General features: G+C 30.7%; 22 protein-coding genes. 1 reads left to right on the plus strand and 21 read right to left on the minus strand.

Going from position 1 to position 20,863, the window contains the following annotated elements; translation table 11 throughout:
- The 20 genes from J7M77_RS10280 to J7M77_RS10375 all read right to left on the minus strand — a co-directional run.
- Positions 1–1,133, minus strand: a 1,133-nt coding sequence (locus J7M77_RS10280) for a glycerol kinase GlpK (protein WP_296878178.1), incomplete at its 3' end; no start/stop codon positions are given.
- Between the two features lie 150 nt (positions 1,134–1,283).
- Positions 1,284–2,156: a DMT family transporter gene (locus tag J7M77_RS10285; RefSeq protein WP_296878180.1), complete on the minus strand. Its 873-nt coding sequence runs from the start codon at positions 2,154–2,156 to the stop codon at positions 1,284–1,286.
- 39 nt (positions 2,157–2,195) lie between these two features.
- Positions 2,196–3,638 (minus strand): glycoside hydrolase family 1 protein, encoded by a 1,443-nt coding sequence (locus J7M77_RS10290; RefSeq protein WP_296878182.1) that lies wholly within the window; start codon positions 3,636–3,638, stop codon positions 2,196–2,198.
- Positions 3,639–3,721: 83 nt separating this feature from the next.
- Positions 3,722–4,159 carry an HAD family phosphatase gene (locus tag J7M77_RS10295; RefSeq protein WP_296878185.1) on the minus strand — a complete coding sequence of 146 codons (438 nt, stop codon included), beginning with the start codon at positions 4,157–4,159 and terminating at the stop codon, positions 3,722–3,724.
- The gene (locus tag J7M77_RS10300) at positions 4,144–4,389 is read right to left on the minus strand and encodes an HAD hydrolase-like protein (RefSeq protein WP_296878187.1); all 246 of its coding nucleotides are present in this window, start codon (positions 4,387–4,389) and stop codon (positions 4,144–4,146) included. The genes J7M77_RS10295 and J7M77_RS10300 overlap by 16 nt, the downstream gene beginning before the upstream one ends.
- A gap of 69 nt (positions 4,390–4,458) precedes the next feature.
- Entirely contained in the window at positions 4,459–5,043 is a 585-nt protein-coding gene (locus tag J7M77_RS10305; RefSeq protein ID WP_296878189.1) for a sugar O-acetyltransferase, read from the minus strand.
- 16 nt (positions 5,044–5,059) lie between these two features.
- Entirely contained in the window at positions 5,060–5,686 is a 627-nt protein-coding gene (locus J7M77_RS10310; protein ID WP_296878191.1) for an HAD family hydrolase, read from the minus strand.
- A 237-nt stretch (positions 5,687–5,923) separates the two neighbouring features.
- The gene (locus tag J7M77_RS10315) at positions 5,924–7,129 is read right to left on the minus strand and encodes an acetyl-CoA carboxylase biotin carboxylase subunit family protein (RefSeq protein ID WP_296878193.1); all 1,206 of its coding nucleotides are present in this window, start codon (positions 7,127–7,129) and stop codon (positions 5,924–5,926) included.
- Between the two features lie 13 nt (positions 7,130–7,142).
- Positions 7,143–7,880 carry an alpha/beta hydrolase-fold protein gene (locus J7M77_RS10320; RefSeq protein WP_296878195.1) on the minus strand — a complete coding sequence of 246 codons (738 nt, stop codon included), beginning with the start codon at positions 7,878–7,880 and terminating at the stop codon, positions 7,143–7,145.
- 2 nt (positions 7,881–7,882) lie between these two features.
- Positions 7,883–9,070: an ATP-grasp domain-containing protein gene (locus J7M77_RS10325; RefSeq protein ID WP_296878198.1), complete on the minus strand. Its 1,188-nt coding sequence runs from the start codon at positions 9,068–9,070 to the stop codon at positions 7,883–7,885.
- A gap of 152 nt (positions 9,071–9,222) precedes the next feature.
- On the minus strand, positions 9,223–9,819 hold the full coding sequence (locus J7M77_RS10330; protein WP_296878200.1) for a hypothetical protein: 597 nt from the start codon (positions 9,817–9,819) through the stop codon (positions 9,223–9,225).
- Positions 9,820–9,947: 128 nt separating this feature from the next.
- Positions 9,948–10,823, minus strand: coding sequence for a MurR/RpiR family transcriptional regulator (locus J7M77_RS10335; protein ID WP_296878202.1), 876 nt, complete (start codon positions 10,821–10,823; stop codon positions 9,948–9,950).
- 60 nt (positions 10,824–10,883) lie between these two features.
- Complete coding sequence (locus tag J7M77_RS10340) at positions 10,884–11,624, minus strand: A24 family peptidase (RefSeq protein ID WP_296878204.1); 741 nt, start codon at positions 11,622–11,624, stop codon at positions 10,884–10,886.
- Positions 11,625–11,715: 91 nt separating this feature from the next.
- Positions 11,716–12,456, minus strand: a complete 741-nt coding sequence (locus tag J7M77_RS10345; RefSeq protein ID WP_296878206.1) for a helix-turn-helix transcriptional regulator — start codon at positions 12,454–12,456, stop codon at positions 11,716–11,718.
- A gap of 117 nt (positions 12,457–12,573) precedes the next feature.
- On the minus strand, positions 12,574–14,034 hold the full coding sequence (locus J7M77_RS10350) for a DUF1846 domain-containing protein (RefSeq protein ID WP_296878208.1): 1,461 nt from the start codon (positions 14,032–14,034) through the stop codon (positions 12,574–12,576).
- Between the two features lie 105 nt (positions 14,035–14,139).
- Positions 14,140–15,921, minus strand: a complete 1,782-nt coding sequence (locus tag J7M77_RS10355; RefSeq protein WP_296878210.1) for a hypothetical protein — start codon at positions 15,919–15,921, stop codon at positions 14,140–14,142.
- On the minus strand, positions 15,921–16,670 hold the full coding sequence (locus J7M77_RS10360) for an HAD family hydrolase (protein ID WP_296878232.1): 750 nt from the start codon (positions 16,668–16,670) through the stop codon (positions 15,921–15,923). Before J7M77_RS10360 ends, J7M77_RS10355 begins: the two co-directional genes overlap by 1 nt.
- A 42-nt stretch (positions 16,671–16,712) precedes the next feature.
- On the minus strand, positions 16,713–18,182 hold the full coding sequence (locus tag J7M77_RS10365) for a L,D-transpeptidase family protein (RefSeq protein ID WP_296878234.1): 1,470 nt from the start codon (positions 18,180–18,182) through the stop codon (positions 16,713–16,715).
- 176 nt (positions 18,183–18,358) lie between these two features.
- Positions 18,359–18,949, minus strand: coding sequence for an HAD family phosphatase (locus tag J7M77_RS10370; protein WP_296878236.1), 591 nt, complete (start codon positions 18,947–18,949; stop codon positions 18,359–18,361).
- On the minus strand, positions 18,942–20,123 hold the full coding sequence (locus J7M77_RS10375) for a PLP-dependent aminotransferase family protein (RefSeq protein ID WP_296878238.1): 1,182 nt from the start codon (positions 20,121–20,123) through the stop codon (positions 18,942–18,944). The genes J7M77_RS10370 and J7M77_RS10375 overlap by 8 nt, the downstream gene beginning before the upstream one ends.
- A 98-nt stretch (positions 20,124–20,221) precedes the next feature.
- On the opposite strand from J7M77_RS10375, the gene J7M77_RS10380 reads away from it, so the two are divergent.
- The gene (locus tag J7M77_RS10380; protein ID WP_296878248.1) at positions 20,222–20,557 is read left to right on the plus strand and encodes a hypothetical protein; all 336 of its coding nucleotides are present in this window, start codon (positions 20,222–20,224) and stop codon (positions 20,555–20,557) included.
- A 45-nt stretch (positions 20,558–20,602) separates the two neighbouring features.
- On the opposite strand, the gene J7M77_RS10385 is transcribed toward J7M77_RS10380, so the two are convergent.
- A partial coding sequence (locus tag J7M77_RS10385) for a type I restriction-modification enzyme R subunit C-terminal domain-containing protein (protein ID WP_296878250.1) occupies positions 20,603–20,863 on the minus strand: 261 nt, incomplete at its 5' end.

The raw sequence follows: 20,863 nt of genomic DNA on the forward strand, positions 1-20,863 counted from the left end.
GCCGCACGAATAAAATGTTCTTTAGTGCAGCCTCTAGTTAAGCCAACGACTGTTCCTTTAGCATAAGGATCCCAATAAGGTGCTCCAAGTCCCGTAAAAGCAGGAACAATATATACTCCATTAGTATCTTCTACCTGTAAGGCATATTCAACTGATTTAGGTGTTGTTTCTAAAATTCTTAAACCATCTCGCAGCCATTGCATTAAAGCACCAGCGACAAAGACACTGCCTTCAATAGCATAATTAACTTCCTCATTTTCACTAGCAGCAATCGTCGTAATCAAACCATGATTAGAATGATAGATTTTTTTACCAGTATTCATTAATAAAAAACAACCGGTTCCATAAGTATTTTTAGCTTCACCAGGTTCAAAGCAGCACTGTCCAAATAATGCTGCCTGTTGATCGCCAGCCGCTCCAGCAACGGGAATATTGCCACCTAAAATACCACTTTTAGTATAACCGTAAATACAGCTTGATGGTTTAACTTTAGGTAACATACTTTCAGGAATCTTAAAATATTCTAAGATCTTTTTATCCCAGCAAAGTTGTTTAATATCAAATAACATTGTTCTTGAAGCATTAGTATAATCAGTAACATGGACTTTTCGCCCCGTTAAATTATAAATCAGCCAGGTATCTACCGTTCCAAATAATAGCCGTCCCTGATTAGCCAGCTCTCTTGCTCCAGGAACATTTTCTAAAACCCAGGCAATTTTAGAAGCTGAAAAATAAGCATCTGGAATTAGTCCCGTTGTTTTGATCACATATTCTTGTAGGCCATCTTTGACCAGCTGTTCAATCAAACCGGCACTACGGCGACATTGCCAAACAATTGCATTGTAAATTGGTTTTCCTGTTTCTTTGTCCCAAATAATGGTTGTTTCCCGTTGATTCGTAATCCCGATTCCAGCGATTTCTTCTACGGCAATTCCTTTTTTAGCCATCGCTTCGCTAGCTACAGCTACCTGAGATGACCAAATTTCCATCGGATCATGTTCAACCCAGCCTGGTTTAGGAAAAATTTGTTCAAATTCTTTTCGTGCTAAAGCAATGATATTACCTTGATGATCAAATATGATACAGCGCGAACTAGTTGTTCCTTGATCTAAAGCCATTACATATTTAGCCATTTCTTGTCCCCCTTTTACAAATTTTGCTACTTAAGATAATTTTAGCATAATCTTTACTAAATAAACATTGTAATCATCTAAAAAGAGGGATTTAATCAAACATTTTACCATTAGGGTAATACCAGTAAAAATTTTTTTCTTAAAACTATTCTATTTCTTCACTTCTTTAGAATTACCGATAATCAAACCAGTAATAGCTCCAAGAATTAAAACACATCCAATTAGTTTAAACCATGATAATCCTTCATTTAAAACTAAGATACCAAAAATCACACTCGTAACTGGTTCAAACATACTTAAAATAGCAGCCGTTGTTGCTCCTAAAAATTTAACTCCCTGCTGTAAACAAATAATCGCAATGATTGATGTTAAAATCGCAATGATTAATGAATAACCATAAGTAAGTAGTGGTAATGTAAATACTAATTGATTAGTAACCATTCCTACTATACTAATTGCAACAGCAATAACAATAGCAAAATAAAAGTTTAAAACATAAGGATTCATATCTTGTAATCCCAGTTTTTCAATACCAATTAAATAATAGGCAAATGTTATTGACGAAGCTAATGCTAAAAAAATACCGATAAATGATGATTGTCCTAATTCAATAAAAAACATAATGCCAATACTGGCAACAATCAAACAATATTTAACAATCTTCGTCAACTGTTCATGATAATAAAAATAACAAATCAAAGATACGCATAGCGGATATAAAAAATGCAATACTGTGGCACTGCCAACTTGAATATAACTGTAAGATGTATAAAGCATCACGACCGTTAAAGCAGTACCAATAATTCCTACTAAACAGATCTTTTTTAATTGTTCAATTGTAATTTTATAATTTAATTTTTGAATTTTAATAATAAAAAACAATAAGGGAATAACAAATAAATGCCGAAATAAAGCCATCGTAATCCCATTACTGCCCATTGAATATGTAATTTTCGTCAAAATTGGTGTAAAACCAAAGATAACTGCTGATAAAATTGTCAAAAAATAACCTTTTGCTTTCATTTCCCCTCCAAAAAAATAGATGTGCTGTTAACACATCTATTATCCTAAGTCCTCACCATTAGTAGCAATGACTTTTTTGTACCAGTTAAAAGACTCTTTCTTTCTTCTTGCAAAATCACCAGTACCATCATCATATCTTTCAACAAAGATGAAGCCATAACGTTTTGCCATTTCACCAGTAGATGCTGATACTAAATCAATACATCCCCAAGGTGTATAACCACGAAGATCAACACCATCTAATACTGCTTCATGCATTTGTTCAATATGTTTTCTTAAATAATCAACACGATAATCATCTCTTACTTTACCGTCATCATCGATTTTATCATGAGCTCCTAACCCATTTTCAACGACAAAAATTGGTAATTGATAACGATCCCAGATTTCGTTTAATGAATAACGTAATCCTTCAGGGTCAATTTGCCATCCCCAGTCACTAGCTTTAAGATATGGATTAGGTACTCCTCCTAAAATATTCCCCTTACCAGCAACTTGTTTTTCAGGATCAGCAGTTTGACAATTAGACATATAATATGAACATGTATAGAAATCAACTGGTCCACTGGCAAGAATTTCATCATCACCAGGTTCTACTTTAATTTCAATATTATTTTCGTTAAAATATCTATTCATATAATTTGGATATTTACCACGACATTGAACATCACTGCAGAACCAGTTCATTAAATGATTTTTTTGTTGATTTTCAACCTGGTCAGCTGGATTACATGTTAAGCCATAACTAGTTGCCATGATTTGCATACATCCTACTTTATTTTCAGGATCAATTTCATGTGCTAGTTTTACTGCTAAAGCACTAGCTAAGAATTGATGATGTAATCCTTGGAAACGATTGCTTGGAATATCAACTTGACTCATGAAATCCATTGGTTTGATTTCATTTAAAATTCCTTGTCCTAAAAATGCTCCCATAGCAGTTGTTGCTGAATTGATTTCATTGAAAGTCAGCCAGTATTTTACTTTTCCTTTATAACGCGTAAAAATTGCTTTACAGAAATTCAAATAACAATCAATCATGCGACGATCACCCCAAGAATTCCATTTTTTAGTTAAGTTAAATGGTACTTCATAATGAGAAATAGTAACCATTGGTTCAATATTATACTTTAAACATTCATCAATTAATTCTTCATAGAATTTCAAACCAGCTTCATTTGGTTCACTTTCATCACCATTAGGGAAGATTCGTGTCCAGGCAATTGAAAAACGATACATTTTAAAGCCCATTTCCGCAAACAAAGCAATATCTTCTTTAAAACGATGATAATGATCGATTGCATCATGTGAAGGATAGAAAGTTCCTTCTTCTAATTCTGGTGTAATTCGTTTACTTTTAGTAGCTGTTCCTCCAGTACAAATATCTGGACAAGAAACACCTTTACCACCTTCTTGCCAGCCACCTTCTAACTGATTAGCAGCAGTTGCGCCACCCCAATAAAATCCCTTTGGAAAACTCATACAATACCTCCTTAATTTATTCCATTACTTATATCTTATCGTACTTTTTTAATAAACACAAAATAATTTCTTTATTTGAAAAGCTATTTTATAGTATTAATCAACCTGTCAACTTCATTGATCACTTCATTTAACGAAGGAACTGTTTTATAAATCAATTGCTCCATATCTTTACCATGTTTAATTAGATCAGGTACACAAATTACTTTGACCTTAGCTTTACTTCCAGCGATAATTCCATTACGAGAATCTTCTAAGATCAGTACCTGACTTGCATTAATCTGAAAATGTTCTAAAACTTTTATATAAATTTCTGGATCAGGTTTACTATGTTCAACCATATCCCCGGAAATAATATAATCAAAAAAATTCGGCATCTTAGCCATCTGGTTATAAAAATCAATTGTTTCTCTTTTTGAAGAAGAGGCAATTGCAATCAAGATGTCTTTTTCTTTTAAATACGTTAACAGCTCCATTAAACCCGGTTTAATTTTTATTCCGTTTTCTAACAAATATTCCATCCGTTTTTTTCTGATTCCTGACTAATTAAATCAAATGGATAATCATCACCAAATTTATCCTTGACCATCTTTCGATAATCATTGATGTTCATCCCAATTGATTTTAAAGCAAATTCATCATCAATGATATAGCCATATTTTTTAGCCGTTTCTTGAATACATTTCTTTCCAATTGGTTCAGTATCATACATCAAACCATCCATATCAAATATTACTAACTTTAAATCCATTGCTATCTCCTCTATCTATAATGAAATTATAACATAACCAATATATATTAAAAAGATAGCTTTCGCTATCTATATGTTTTTACGAATCACCCGACAAGGATTTCCAAAAGCAATCACATCATCAGGAATATCTTTGCAAACAATACTGCCAGCCCCAATTACTACATTACTACCAATAGTAACTCCCGGCATTATAATTGCGCCACCACCGATCCAGACATTATCACCAATAATAACTAGTGCGGTTTGCGTTTTACAAAACTCAAACGAACCATCTTCTTTTACCCCACCAAAACGATCACGTGCATTAGTAGGATGAAAAGCTGTATATATTTGTACATTAGGGGCAATAAGTGCATTATCACCAATAATGATTTTGTTGTCATCTAAAAAAGTACAATTCATATTAACTTCGCAATTATTGCCAAAATAAATATTATTTCTATAATCAACATAAAACGGTGCAGTGATCCATAAATTCTTTCCTCTACCACCAAGTAACTGCTTTAAAATATTATCTTTTTTCTCTAAATCTTTAGAATCACAAAGATTATAATCCCTTGCTAAATCTTTAGCTTTATGCCATTGCGTTAATAATTCCCGATCACCACAGTCATATAGCTTACCAGCTAGCATTTTTTCACGTTCAGTCATTATACTTTTCCTCCAATTATATAAGTTTTAATAAATCAGCTGGTTTATCAAAAGCAAATGTCGGTTCGTCAATTCCTGCATCACTAACGCTGCCCCATTTAGCATATCCAAAATCCATTTTCGCATTTTTAGCTGCTGTATAATCAGATAATGCATCACCAATATAAATAGCTTCATCACTGGTAAGGTTTAATCTTCTTAGACATTCTAACAACGGTTCGGGATCGGGTTTATGTTTTTTAGTATCATTAGCTAATATTGCTGCTTCCATATATTTATCAATTCCCTTTGAAACAACATCAATTTCGTACTGTTCTTTTGTTTTTGCAGATACAACAGCTTGAATAAAATTAGCTTGCTTAAATTTTTCAAACACCTCGTTAAATCCATCGTATAAAGTTGCCCCTTCTTCATACTCATTTACATATTTGACCCATCTTGCATACGTTTTTTCTTTATCTTTGATTTGCAATTCTTCCATAACTTTCATTCCAGGATAAGCAGCAAATTTTAAAACATCTTCAAAACCCCAGTCTTCACCAGTTTCCTCTTTAATAATTTTCATTAACGGATACATATTCATATTTAAAGTATTTAAAACTGTCCCATCAATATCATAAATAATTGCCTTATACTTTTTCATCTCGTTTTCCTCCATATTTTGGTTATCTATTATTATAACATACACTTTATTTATAAACAAAAAAAGTTAGGGCTGGGAACCCTAACATTTGTGGGGAGGGAAGAATTGCTTCTTCCTTCATTAGTGCAGATTGCACTTTTTTGGGATAAAGTGGTTCATTTAAGAACCACCTATATAATAGCACATTTATTATTAAAAATAAATCTTTTTATCACATATTTTTTTATTTTTTTAATTTTAGCGCCAATTGCTGCCATCACGACGTTTTAAGAACTCATCAATTAAGAAATCTAAATGTTCCTGATTATCAGTTCTAACTAAATAAACATGATTTCCCATCGCAGCACTTAAAGCTGCTGGAACATCAACATCAAGCATGATCAAGTTACCATACTTTTGATTAATTTGATCTTTATCTAACATATAATCAATACCATCACGACGACCAATATAAGCAATTAAATATTTTTGTTCTAAATTCATAAAACATTTGTCATAGATTAACATATCAGCCCAAATGGTATAAACATCGGTTTCATAACTAAAATTAATCATATCTGGCATATATGCCCCCGGTGCCCGCATATTTACTTCTAAACCAATTAAATCGCCTTTTTTCCCTAATCCTTCTTTATCTTGATCTAATCTAAAGAATTCAAAATGAAAAAAACGACTTCGAGTATCAAATGCCTGAACTACTTTTTTACCAACTTCTTCAATATCGCTGCCTTTTACAAAACGGTTACAAAAAGCAGTATCGCAGTTATCATTAACATTATCCATGATTGAATTTAACATGATCGTACTATTAGCAATCAATACATTTTTATTACTGTCAGTAACTCCATCATAGGTTTCTACATGACCATTAACAAATTCTTCCATGATATAAACCCGATCATCTTTAGTGGCAAAGAAATATTCTAATTCTTCCTGGCTTTTTAGTTTATAAGTTGAAGCAGCACCTACGCCATTATCTGGTTTAACTACAATTGGATAACCAACCGTTTCAATAAAAGCTAATGCATTTTCAAAAGTATCCACCAGGCAATAACGAGCTACATTTAAACCAACACTTTTATAGACATCTTTCATTTTTGATTTATATTTCATTACGGCAAGATTTTCGTATTTAGTACCACTATTGATATTAAAATCAGTTCTAATCTTTGCATCAGTTTCTAGCCAATATTCATTTTGACTTTCAACATAATCAATTCGTCCATATTTACTAATAAAATAAGCTACGGCTTTATAAACTTCATCATAGTTTTCTAAACTATTGACCCGATAATATTCACTTAAGCTATCTTTAGTTTCATTACTAATTTCACTGTAATTTGCATCTCCAATACCTAAAACATTGACCCCACGAATTTTTAAACGTGAACAGAAGTTATGAAAGTATAATGGAAAATGCGGTGAAATAAATACAACATTCATTTCTGTCACTCCTTTATAAAATATGATTTAAAAAGTATGGTAATTGAACTTGCCACCAGTTCCAGTCATGGTTAACATCATATCCCCAAAAATCGATCCACGCTGGAATATCCTTATATTCTAATAATTCTTGCATCCGTCTAGTTGAATAGATCATTTCATCTTCCCAGGCACCCTGACCGCAGCATAAAATGATATCACAATGACGATACATTTCTACAAATGGATGATCATAAGACATTCCATTTAAATATTGAATTGGGCTATTATTATATAAAATTTCATCATGATAATCACCAAAGAATAAATCACTATCATAATAACCACTTAAACAAATGCAACCTTTAAAAACATCAGGACGTCTAAACATATAATTGCAGGCATGTGTAGCTCCCATTGAACATCCAGTAGTATAAATTTTTTGACCCGTACCATTGATTTCAAAAATTCTAGGTACTAATTCATCCATTACATAATAATACCATTGTTCCATCATATAAGTACGATGATGATTGTCACCACCTTGATCAGACCAGCATTCACCATCAATACTGTCTAAACAAAATACTTGGACTAAACCTGCTTCAATTTTATCAGCGATCACATCGATCATCCCAAAGTTTTCAAAATCATAAAACCGTCCATCTTGAGCTGGAAAGACTAATAAAGGAAGTCCCGTATGACCATATACTTTATATTCCATATCTCGATTTAAACAGTTACTATATTCGCGATAATATTCAACTTTCATTTTTAAACCTCCTTTAATACCTTATCAACAAAATCATGTACTTCATCTAATGTCGTAAAACGAGCCGTATAAGTATAATTTCCCATAGCTCCAGAAAGAATATCTGGCATTCTTTCATTCATTAAAATATGACTGCCATACATAGCAACTAAAGCATCATTGTTGTAATAATATTCCTTACCATCACGACGACCGCAATAAATGCAATAATATGGACGATTTGTATAATATTCACTATGATTGTAAACTACCATATCAGCATAAATGTTATAAACATCAATATCATTGGCCCAGTTCATCATATCCGGTGTATAGCCTCCAGGTGGACGCATATTTACTTCTAAGCCTACAAAATCACCTTTATTACCAAGACCGGGACGATCTTCTAATAATTGGAAAAATTCACAATGGAAAAAACGAGCATTTAACGGAAATTCTTTTACAACATTTCTTCCTAGTTCTTGTAATTGTTTAGGAATTTCTCGCAATGAATAATAATGCATCCCTGTATTATTGTTGACAACATCCATAATTGAATTAGGGAATACATGGCTTGTTTCAAATAAAACTTGATGATCCTGATTAGCTAAACCATCATAAGAAATAATCAATCCATTAACAAACTCTTCCATGATATATTGTGTAATATGATCAATCTGATAAAAGTTTTCTAATTCCTGGAGATTATTAATTTTATAAGTAGCCGCAGCCCCAACTCCATTATCCGGTTTAACGATTACTGGATAACCAACTTCTTCAACAAACTTTTTACCATTTTCAAAAGTATCAACTAAATGATACCGTGCCGTTTTTACTCCTGCTTTTTCATAATAAGCTTTCATTCCTGATTTAGTTTTGAAGATTTTTGTTACATCTTCTTTCATACCGGTATTAATATTAAAATCGGTACGTAATTTAGCATCTAATTCCAACCAATATTCGTTGTTTGATTCAATCCAGTCAATCTTACCATATTTACTTGCAAGATAAGCAACACAACGATAAACATGATCATAATTTTCCATATTGTTGACATAACAATATTCAGTAACTGATCTTTTTAATTCTTCGCTAATTTGTTCTTCTGGCATATCACCAATAGCTAAGACATTAACCCCATGATTTTTCATTCGATCACAAAAGTTCCAATAATTTTTTGGAAACATTGGTGAAATAAATAGAAAGTTCATAAGTTTCCCCTCCTTGTTTTAATATATCTTAACATGATTATAACATATAACTAATTTATATAGCAAAACCAAATAACAAGAATCGCCTTTTTTAACGTTAATTTTAGTTAATAAAAAGATGATAACTTCATTATTATCATCTTTACAATTATTTAATTTGTAGGAAAAAGTAATTCTAAGATATGTTTCCCCGTTTTATGACTATAATTAACACCATCATTACAATATTTACAATACGAAACAATAATGTCAGTATCAATATTATCATATTGCTTAGAAAAATATTGTTTCTTTTCTTCTTCGTTTAATTTATGGTCTAAATGATACCCTACTATTTCATAAGATGGACAATGATGATTCTCACCCATATCATATTCAACCACTTGAATATTCATTTTCTTCAACAATGAACGAATTGTTTGTTTCAACTTAGGTCTATTGCTTACAAGATGACAATCTTGAATCGTCATTCTTTGTTGATGATAGTTTGGAAAATTAAATGTTTCATCTTGATCAATAATATCCCAAATAAATTCTAAATGATCAAAATCACCATTTTTTTCGATTACACGTGCACAATTTAAACATACTAAAATTGCTGTATCGTCTTTAGTCAATTTTTTATGATTAACTTTACAGCAGCCAATTGGATCAATTGCGTACTTATTTTCGATATATTTTGCTAATTGTTTGCTTGCTTGTGGATAACTTGCTTTAGCTTTACAGCTAGGAAAAAAGATATTTGCCATATAGTCCTCCTCGTTCTTTTATATTAATGTTTTATCATAATTAAATTTAAAAAAATAGAGTATTGCTTCATTTAGAAACAATGCTCTAAAATTCTTTTATATATTGCTTATAAAAATAGAACAGTGCTTTATTCCTTAATGATCCGATTGGTAGAAAAATGCTCATATTCTACCTTTTTAGCATATTTAATCTTGTAATCTAAATTTTCTTGATAATTTAATCTAAAATAACAAGAATAAAGAATATCAAGTAATAAAGATACTGAATGTTCTGAAGTATAATTAGCAATTTTAGAAAATAATTTTTCTCTAGTTGAAATATAAAGCAGCAGATCACCAAAATGACTTAACGTATTTTCTCCTAAACTAGTAATTATTATCAAGGGAACCTTTTTTTCTTTTACTAATTTAGCCACTTTAATTAAAGTCTTATTTTCACCAGAATATGAAATAATAATGGCACAATCATTGTTATCAATCATATCGGCCTGATAACTTTCTTCACCAATATGACTTTGGACAATAACATGTTTTTTTATTCGTGACATTTTTTGCTTAAAAATTGAAGCTAATGGTACATAAGAACCAAAACCAAAAATATAAATATGATTAGCTTGATTAATTATGTTAACTGCTTTTTGTAAAGAATCATGATGTAACAAAGAAAGCGTGTCATTATTAGCTTCCTTGATCAGTTCATTGATGCTTCCAGCTACGGCCATCATTGTATCATCTTTAGTAAATGGCATATTAGCATCAATTGTATCAAAATGAAGATCTAAATATTCTTGCTCTTTGATTAATTGTTCTTTTAACTGATTATAGCCCTGAAAACCAAGCTTGTGAGCTAAACGAATAACAGCTGAAGAAGAACAATATGCTGCTTTGGCAATATCTCTAGTTGATAAATCTTTTAAGATTGCCTGATGATCAATTAAATATTTAGCAACATCCTGTTCAACTCTGGTCAATTCAACATTTTCCATTTTCTCTTTCAATAACATTTAACCCACCCCTTTACTTTTATATCATATCATTTTTTTATAAAAAATTATATTCATTAATTAAATGAATAATCCTAAATAACCATTAATCAAACTTTGTCCATAAAACAAAGTAATAACTGTACCTAATACTAAAAACGGTCCAAAAGGAATATATGACTTTAAAGTACTTTTATTAGTTAACAATAAATAGACACTAATTATTCCACCAATTAAAATACTAATTACAAAAGCCAATATATTATTCTTCCAGCCAAGTAATATTCCCACTACTATCATTAATTCAATATCCCCATTTCCAAATGAAACAACAAATAAATTAATTAAGACCATTATCCCACTAACAATAACCATTCCTAAAATTAAATCACTTAAAACAAAACCCGTTAACATTCGATAAATACACACCATGATAACTAAAAACAAAAGCGTACTACGATAAATAACCATTGTCTTTAAATCAATGATAGCAATCACTAATAAATCCAATAAAATAAAAAATAAAACTAAAGTATGTAAAGAAAAAGAATTTTGATTGAAACATAGCAATAATAATCCCCCGCTGATAAATTCGATCAAAGGATGTAAAATACTAATTTTTTGATGACAATAACGACATCTTCCTTTTAATAACAAATAACTGACTAACGGTAATAAATCAAACCAGTAAATCATCTGACCACAGCTTTCACAATAACTGCGTCCTTTGATAAATGATTTTTTTCTAGGCATTCGATAACTGATAACATTGATAAAACTGCCAAAACAAGCACCTAAATAAAATAGTAATACATTTTCCATAATATCATCCTTTCATTTTTAAATTTCTATACTTTTTATATACTCCCGAAATTTAAAAATTACTTTGATAAATTAAAAAAGATGATGCATTTTAAACATCATCTTGCTTAGTTTGTTTAGTTTTATAATAATAGTAATAATTGATCACACCATAATAAACAGGAATAGTTAGAAAAACAATCCAGGTTGGTGACCAAATATATTCAAAGAAACCTTCATATAAATAATATAAAGTAACTAAGATTGGATATGGGAAACGATTAAGATCACGATTTTTTATTGCGGCAATGGCTCCATCAATAATGGGAATGACTAATAACATGATCCATAAAGGATGCCATAGTTTTGTATAAATAGCAGCAATTATATAAATCACAAAAACAATCAAGGCAACCGGGAATTTAGTATGATTAATATAATATTTATTCATATAATCATCCCAGTTATTAATATCAACTTTTTCATTGTTTTTGACATCATCAATATGAATCCCGTTCCAGCCAACATGCACTTCAGTTCCATCTTTATCAAGTACATGAATGCCATGACGAAAACTAATATGCACTTTTTCTTTAATTTGACGTTGATCATTTTCCGGATTGATCTTTTTAGCACTTTCAAATTCTTCTTGATCTGTTTTTAATAAATCATCTAGTGAGATATCATAAATCTTCGCTAACATGATCAAATTATCGGTGTCTGGTGAAGCTTCAGCTCGTTCCCATTTACTAACCGCCTGCCTTGAAATTCCTAATTTATTGGCAAGAGCTTCTTGGGATAAATTATTTTCTTTTCTTAATTTAACTAAACGATTAGCTATTTCAATATTCATTTTACATTCCTCCCTAATTCACCTTTATTATTATCAAAAACAAATCATTTGTGCTAGATATTCTAGTTTTCAATTGCGCAACTATTAGTTGCATGATGTAAAAACACGCTCTTTTAGCTATTTTTTCTTGGCATTATATGTAATTTGGATTCCTAAATTAGAAAATACTTTTGCATCCATTGGTCCAATCGATGAAGTGATATGTGCCTGGGTTCCTTTTAATTTTGGTAACTGTTGTAAAGCTAATTTAGCTTCATTGTTTTCAACTGCACTTAATGATAAGGCAATTAAAATTTCATCACTATGTAATCTAGGATTGATACTACCTAAATATTCCGTTTTTAAATGCTGGATCGGTCCAAAAGCAGTTGGTGAAATTAAGATCGTTTCATCAGCAATATTAGCTAAATATTTCAAAGCATTGATCAAGATAGCTGAACATGATCCCATGAAATCAGAAGTTTTACCAGTAATGATCGTACCATCATCAAGTTCGATTGCTCCAGCAAAACAGTCAGCCATCTTAGCTTTTTGGTTAGCAGCTGCCACACATTTGCGATCTTCAACAACCACTTTTGCCTGATTCATGACAAGCTCTTGTTTATTAACTTCATCAATACTGCATTCTTCACATACATAGCGATTCATTGTATTGTAATAACGGCGAATAATTTCCTGACGACTAGCTTCTTTACAAGCCTCATCATCACTGATACAAAATCCTGCCATATTAACTCCCATATCTGTTGGTGAATTATAAGGACTAACACCATAAATTTCTTCAAACATATTTTTAAGTACTGGGAAAATTTCAATATCGCGATTATAATTTACCGTTACTTCATTATATGTTTCTAGATGAAACGGATCGATCATATTAACATCATTTAAATCCGCTGTAGCTGCTTCATAAGCCAAGTTTACCGGATGATTTAATGATAAATTCCAAATCGGAAAAGTTTCAAATTTTGCATAGCCAGCTTTGATGCCACGAATATGTTCGTGATATAACTGTGATAAGCAAGTAGCCATTTTTCCACTTCCAGGTCCTGGGGCAGTAACGACTACTAGTGGTTTTGTCGTTTTAATATAATCATTTTTACCAAACCCTTCAGGACTAATGATCTTTTTAGTATTAGTTGGATAGCCATCAATTAAATAGTGTAAATATACTGCAATGTTCCGTTTTTCTAACCGCATTTTAAAAGTATCAGCTGCTTTTTGACCGTCATATTGAGTAATTACTACACTACCGACATATAATCCTTTATTACGATATACTTCAATTAAACGAATAACATCATTATCATAAGTAATTCCTAAATCACCGCGTACTTTATTACGTTCAATATCACTTGCAGAAATAGCGATAACAACTTCTGCCTGATCTTTTAATTGTAATAACATCTGTAATTTACTATCAGGTGCAAAACCTGGTAAAACTCTTGATGCATGATAATCATCAAATAATTTACCACCAAACTCTAAATATAATTTATCATCAAATTTACCAATTCTTTCTTTAATATGTGATGATTGCATTTTTAAATATTTATCATTATCAAATCCGATTTTCATATTTACCTCCATTTAATTTTATAAACACTCATCTAAGTCTAGTATCTTAACACATTTTTTACCTTTATAACAGTTATTTTACAAATTTATCAACAATTTAACAAACTAATTTGACTCTTCAATTATCCCTACCATCTTTAATAAATATTGTGCATTAGTAGTTTGGCTACGACCGTTTTTAATTTTATAATCAAATTTAATTTGATTATCTTCATAATATTCTTCAAAATGATAATTAGCATATAGACCTTCTTTAGCCAAATCACATAATTCAAAATCATGAGTAGTGATCAACGTAAAAATATTATTTGATGATAATTGTTTGATCGTTTCCCTAGCGCCAATGATACGATCAACTGAATTAGTTCCTTTAAAAATTTCATCGATCAAAGCAATCATGATTTTCCCTTTACGATTAGCTTCAACAATTTCTTTAATTCTTAACAATTCACCATAAAAAGTAGAAATACCTTCAATGTTATCTTCGATTCGCATTGATGTAAACAACGCCATTAAAGAACAATTAAATGTTTTGGCCATAACTGGTCCACCAGCATAAGCTAAAACCAGATTAATTCCAATCGTTCTTAAAAAAGTTGTTTTTCCAGACATATTTGATCCAGTAATAATTCCAACCTGATGATTCATATTAAAACTATTACTAACTGCATCATTATTTAAAAGGGGATGAGTAGCTTCTTTAAAATCTAATACTGGCCTGTTTTGATCAACAATCGTTGGAAGACAAGTATTTTCTTTAGCAACCATTAATACTTGTAAACTAATTAATGATTCTAATTCACCAATTTGAAATAACCAGCTTTCTAATTTATTACCGAAAACATCTAACCAATGATTTAAACGATAATAACAGCGATGATCCCATAAAAGCAATCCATTTAACAGTAAAAACGCTAATACGTTGTTACGTTGTTTGATCATACTGCTGATTTTTTCTAACTCTTTTAAACCGGTTAAAGCTTCATTTAAATCACTTTGAATTGCTTTAAGATGATCTGTTTTAAAATCTTGTTTACTTACTAAAGTACATACTTTTAAATAATAAGTTAATGAACTATTTAATTTTGCACTATATTCAAAAATTTCTCGATTTTTTAATAAACCAATACTAGCGCTTAATAACTGTCCAAACACTAAAATAGCCATCATAACCAGCATTAGTTTAGTCATAACTTGAAAACAAAATAAAATAATTGATGCGATTGTTAAAACTGGAATTACATAATTTAACCAGTTATGATGATATTTAATTTGATAATTTTTACTTACAGCTAAAAAATTATTAATGGCCTTTTCACCTAAATGATACTCTTTAACCATCTTTCCAGCAATTTCAATTTCGATATTAAAGTCATGTAAATCATTTAATTCTTTAACAGCCTGCTGTTCTTTGATAATTTGTAAATAATCTAACTTATTTCTCAATAACTTAGCTAATAAACGCTTTTTACCATTAGTAGAGCAGGCTATATTTAAAAACTGAAATAATGAATTTTTTCCAACTAAATCAAGATCTTTGCAGATTTCTAAGTTTTCTTGTACATATTGACTGCCGGTTTCTTCAAAATTTTTCCAATTTTGATTGAAACGATCTAAATAACGTTTGATTACCCGCGTTTTAGATTGATAATAATTTAACTGCTGATTTAATTTATTATAATAATATACTAAATAGATAAACAAGACTAATAAGCATAAACATATATATACTAACCAGTTTTGTTGATTAAAATAACTAATTAAAATTAAAGCAATGATCATTACTCCAATAACCAAGCGAAGTAATGATAGTTTAAATAATTGTTTAGAAAGTACTAAACTGCTTTTTTCACTATTTTCTTTTTCTTGAACTAAATATTTTTCCATTATTCCCCCATTAATATCTTAATACACTCATCAACACCATCAACTAAATATTTTGCTGTTTGTTTAACCAAATCAGGACTACGATTAAAAGTAAAGGCATTTTCAACTGCTGTTAACATTGGTAAATCGTTATAAGAATCACCAATGACTGCCATTTGGAAAGGATCTATTTTAAAATGTTCAATTAATTTTAGGATTGCTGCTCCTTTGGAACAGCCCATAGCAGCAAAATCTAAATGACACTCGTTTTGATAAATAGCAATTTGATCTTTAAACTGTTCTTTGATTTTTAAATATTCATGGTGTGCGGTTTCATTATCAGCAAAATGAAGAGAAAACGTTTCCCACTTATCACCTACTTCAGCAAATGAAGTAATCCGCGGATGTTTAATATAGTTTTCAGGTGCATTTAACAAATATGTATTCCCTTGATAGACGATACTAGTATTAACAGTAGGATAAGCTTTTAAAATATCTACGGCTATTTTTTTATCAATTAATTGTTCAAAGATAACCTTGCCTTCTTTATCCAAAATCTTAGCACCAGAGCAGATAATATAGAAATCATAATCAATCTTTTCAAAATTCCAATCAACAATACCTTTAAAACTACGACCAGAACAAATACCAAATAAATTCCCTTGTTTTTGAAATTCTTTGATTGCCTGGATATCTTCTCGATGGTAATAACCCTGATATCCTTGATAAAATAATAATGTATTATCAAAATCACTTGCAAGTATTTTCATAAAAATCTCCTTTTAAATAGAAAACAGTCTAAATAGACTGTTTTAATAATAACATACCACCGGACAATTAATTTCAATATTATTGTATAACTGACCAGCAATATTAGTTGGCAAATTGATACAGCCATGTGAACCATTATTCAAATAAATATCGCCACCCCATTTAGAACGCCAGCTTGATGAATCATGTAATCCAATTCCTTTATTAAATGGCATCCAGTATGATACTGGTGTTTCATATTCATAAGTTCCATCAGGCTTTTTAGTTCCTCTTAATGTTCGATTACGTTCTTTGTTATATAAATAATAAGTTCCACCAGGTGTGCGACGATCAGGTTTATTGTAAGTACCGGAAACAATATCCGATTCTAAAACAATTGTTCCGTTTTTATGATACCACATGTGCTGACTAGTTAGATCGATTTCAACAAAAGTATCTCCTAAACCACCATTATCACTGCCAGCATCTTTTCCAGTAGTAACTGGTGTTCTAGTAGTTACTTTATTAGCATAAATATCTTCTAATAAACCACTAACTTCTTTACTGTTTTGAAGCCGTAATCCATAGTTACCGCCACTTACTGTAATTGTTCGATTATTAGCACCGACAAATGTCCGAGTTCCACCAACACTATTGATCTTTTTAGCTAAACTGCTGACAAATTCAGTTGCTTTTTCTTTAAAAACAGCATCATCACGATAATAATTACCATTTGCATCAATTGAAAGCCATGTAATTAAAGTATTGCCATCTAAAACTACATCACCTGATTTAGTATTATAGGTGATTGCAGCAGAAGCGTAGGTTTTAGCTGCTTCAAGGTATTGCTGGATCGAAGCATCACTAGCTTTTACGCCTGGTTCAACATAACATTTCTTTTCCGTTAAATCTAATTTGCTTTTTCCTTCACTAAAAGCCGCAGTAATTTCAGTAATCAATTTAGCTTGATCAATTGTTGAACCGTATACTTCATCAACAATCGAAAACTGATTATTAGCATAACTTACATAAGCATCTTGTGGTGCTACCTGACTTTCAGCTTGTAAATGCTGCAAAGAGGCTACTTTACTCGTTAAAACATTTCCATCTACTTTAGCTAGATTATCAACTGAATTTTCTGATTTACTAAACATCGCAAAAAGCCAAGAAAAAGATGATTGTTTTTTCAAAACTGCATTAACATCATTATCTTCATTATAAGCCACACCACATTCATTTCCAGAAATTGATTCCACGTTACCATCATTGAATTTCAACTCTAATGTGTAGCCATTAACTAATTTAGCCAATTCACCATTAGCTTCTTCAACCGTCAAACCACCGACATCAATTCCATTTATATAGGTATTTTTTAAAAAGCGCTGATTAAAATAAAAACTGCCAACCAAGTAAACAATGATCATTGCTGCTAATAATCCACCAATGATAAATAAACTGTTTCTGATTTTCTTATTTTTAAAATGAATTCCCTTTTTAGCCGGTTTTGTTTTTTTACTCACTGTATTATCCATAAAACATCTCCCACTTCACTATTTTTTCTACTAAATTCTAGCATTTTCGTTCTAATTGTCAACTAAAAGAATGGCCTTTTTAATCTCTTTTAATAAACTTTAATAATTTATGATACTTTATTTAAAAAAACAATTAATCTTTATTCAAAAAGAGAAATCTTTCGATTTCTCCGTTGTTATTTCAATATAGTTTGTAAATATGCTTGCAATCTTTCAAGATTACCATCATATTGATAAGCTAACATACCTGCCTTTTTAGCTCCTTCTACGTTTGCACTTACATCATCAATAAAAACCGATTCTTCAGCTACTAAATCATATCTGGTTAAAAAATCCTGATAGATCGCTAGATCAGGTTTAATCAAATGATATTTAGCTGAAATATAAAAGTCATCAAAATATTTAAAAGCTGGTACTTTTGAATAATAATCATAAAACTGCATACTACAATTAGATAACAAATATATTTTATACCCTTGTAATTTTAATTCCTTGATCAATGCTACGATTTTATCAAACGGTTCAAAATAATCATGCCAGTGGGTTAAAGCATGTCTTAATAATTGTAGATGCTTAGGATCAAACGAATCAATAATCTGTTTTTCATTTACTATTCCCTGGTCAAACATTAACCAGTATTTTGAACTAAATAATTCATTGATAATAATTTGTTTTTCTGTTTCATTTTGACTTAGCTTACCAGCAATATAATCAGGATCCCAGCGTAAGATCACATTTCCCATATCAAAAACAATATTTTTAATCACGCATCAATTCTCCTAAAATACCAATTCCTTTAATAATATCATCTTCACTAGGAGTTGAAAAATTGACTCTAAATGACTGACATGGTTTACTATCATCATCATAAAATGCATTTCCTGGTACCACTGCCACTTTTTGTTTGATAGCTGCCTGAACAAATTCCAACATATCAATTCTTTCAGGTAAAGTAACCCAAATAAACATTCCCCCATCAGGTTTTGTCCATTTACAATCATCACTAAACTGCTTTTCCATTTGGTCTAACATTAAATTACATTTTTTATCATAAACTGCCTGTAGTTGTTTTAAATGTTCTTCCATGTCTGTTTCTTGTAAAAAACGAGCCATAACACTTTGCGCCCAAGCATTTGTATGAACATCGTTAGTTTGTTTAGCGATCGTACATTTATTAAGCAAACCACGATGACCCACCATAATAGCAACCCGCATTCCAGGGGCAATGATCTTTGAAAAACTAGCAGCATAAATTACTAAACCTTCATCATCTAATGATTTAATTGAAGGAATTGCTTCATTTCTAAATCTTAGATCACCATAAGGATTATCTTCTAAAATAGCCACCTGGTATTTTTTAGCTAAAGCATAAATTGCTTTTCTTTTTTCATAAGAAGTTGTAATCCCAGTTGGATTTTGGAAATTAGGAATTAGATAAATTAATTTAGGTTTCTTTTCCCCGCTTAAAACCGTTTCTAATTTTTCTAAATCGATCCCGTCATCTTCCATTTCAATTCCTACTAATTTAGCACCATTACTTTTAAAAGAATTTAATGCTCCTAAAAAACTCGGATTTTCACAAACAACAATGTCCCCTTCATTGCATAAACATTTAGTTACAAAATCCATGATTTGTTGTGAACCTGAAGTAACCATTACTTCATCATAGTCTTTAACGATTGTTTCATGGCGTGATAAAAAATTAATCGCCGCTTCTTTAAACGCTACACTACCTTCGCTAATTCCATACTCTAAAATAGAATTAGGATTATTTGTAAAAATATCATCACTTATTTCCTTCAATTTAGCTACTGGAAAAGTTTCACTAGCCGGATTCCCCCCACCAAAGCTAATAATTTCCGGATCATTCATCATTTTTAAGATTTCCCGAATAGCTGATGCCTTAACACCACTGATTCGATTTGAAAATTCAAACTTCATATTAATTCCTCCTCTTTTATTGTTTATTATAAACCAAATATTTGTTAATGCAAACAACAACAATTTAGTTTATAATAATAAAAAAGGAGGGAGTTTTTTTGCAAGCACTTTTTTTAGTCCTTCATAAAGTCGAAAAACTAGACGATTTACTTTTAGCTTTACAAAATAATGGTATCCAGGGTGGTACGATCATTGATAGTAAAGGAATGTTAAACACTTTAAAAAATCAGGACAATTTCATTATTGAATCATTACGAATCTTTTTAGAAGATCCTCGCGAAAGCAGCAAAACATTATTTTTTATCCTAAAAAAAGAACAAGTTGATAACGCTAGAAAAGTTATCGATGAAGCTTTAGGAGGCATTAATAATCCTAATACTGGGATCATGTTTGCTATTGATTTAGCTTTCGTTGATGGATTGAAAATGGATTAAAATAAAAACAGCCGTAGCTGTTTTTATTTTAATTCGCCGTAATATCTATGCATACAAAGCATTTTGATTAATATTAGAAATAACATTTCTAATTCCATTCCATATCTGGAGATCATCACCAAATAAGTCAACAATCGATCCCTTATCAACAAACGGTGATTCTTGTAAAACAGAAAAATCTTTCATAACACCATTTCTTACTATAAATTCAACTACTTGATTGACAAAATAAATTTGATTTGAATTTAAATTTCTTTCATCTAAATACTTGGCAAATGCTTTTTTAGCTGCATTCAAGTCTAAACC

It is taken from the genome of Thomasclavelia sp., from assembly GCF_017889095.1.
Classification (GTDB): domain Bacteria; phylum Bacillota_I; class Bacilli_A; order Erysipelotrichales; family Coprobacillaceae; genus Thomasclavelia.